The sequence below is a fragment of the Rhizobium sp. CBN3 genome, from assembly GCF_030518245.1.
Lineage (GTDB): Bacteria > Pseudomonadota > Alphaproteobacteria > Rhizobiales > Rhizobiaceae > Rhizobium > Rhizobium aethiopicum_A.
Genome location: NZ_JAULSE010000076.1, coordinates 1 through 1,187, shown reverse-complemented (window position 1 = coordinate 1,187; position 1,187 = coordinate 1). Strand labels below are relative to the sequence as shown.

General features: G+C 62.3%; 1 protein-coding gene. It reads right to left on the bottom strand.

Features of this window, described 5'->3' with window-relative positions:
- The coding region (locus tag QWJ46_RS30980) for an ABC transporter substrate-binding protein (protein WP_302756351.1) at positions 1–1,187 on the bottom strand (1,187 nt) is incomplete at both ends.

Below are 1,187 nucleotides of genomic sequence, written 5' to 3'. Positions count from 1 at the left end.
TGGACGAACTTCGAGACGACGTCCTTATAGGCATTGGCGATCGCCGGAGGGGCGCCGTAACCCTGGGCGAGCGAACCGAACAGCGTGCCGCCCTCGTTGGCGGCCTTCAGATCGGCGATGCCCTTCTTGCCGCAGGCGTCGAAGTCGGTGTCGGGAACGTCGGTGCGGGCCGGAACCGAACCCTTGACGACGTTGAAGGCCGACTGGAAGCTCTTCGACAGCGTCGCCGTCGCCAGCGCCACCTGCGCGGCCTTGCGGTCGTCGGGAACGTTGAACATGCCGAACATGTCGGAGTTGTAGATGACGCTGCCTTCGGTTCCGGGGAAGCGGTAGCACAGGAAGTCTTTATCCGGCGTCTTCTTGGCGGCGACGAATTCGCCCTTGGCCCAGTCGCCCATCACCTGCACCAGCGCATCACCCTTGATGACCATGGCGGTCGCCAGGTTCCAGTCGCGGCCGGAGAAGTTCGGGTCGACATATTTGACGATCTTCGCGAGGTTGTCGAAGGACTTCTTCATCGTGTCCGACTTCAGCGACGCCTCATCGAGATCGTTGAAGGCCTTCTTGTAGAACTCCGGTCCGCCGGTCGACAGCACGATGGAATCGAACATCGTCGCTTCCTGCCAGTTCTGGCCGCCGAGCGCCAAAGGGATGACGCCTGCGGCCTTGGCCTTGTCGAGGAGCGCAATCAGATCGTCGAAGCTCTTCGGCTGAGTGCCGCCGATCTTGTCCATCACCGCCTTGTTGATCCACAGCCAGTTGACCGAATGGACGTTGACAGGGGCTGCGACCCATTTGCCGTCATAGACGGAGAACTTCTGCAGTGCGGCCGGCACCGACTTGTCCCAGCCTTCCTTCTTGGCCGTCTCGGTCAGGTCGCCCATGACACCGGCCTGGGCATAATCGAGCACGGTGTAACCGAGCATCTGCGAGGCCGTCGGATAGGTACCGGCCGCCACCATCGCCTTCAGCGCCGTCATCGCCGCATCACCGCCGCCGCCGGCAACCGGCACGTCCTTCCAGGCAAAACCTTCCTTCGACAGATCCTGCTTCAGGACGTTCAAAGCCGCTGCCTCGCCGCCCGACGTCCACCAGTGCAGCATCTGCACTTCCTTGACGTCAGCAGCCTGCGCCGCACCCAAACCAGCCAGCATCACGACAGCAACAGCTGCCGAGCTCATGAACTT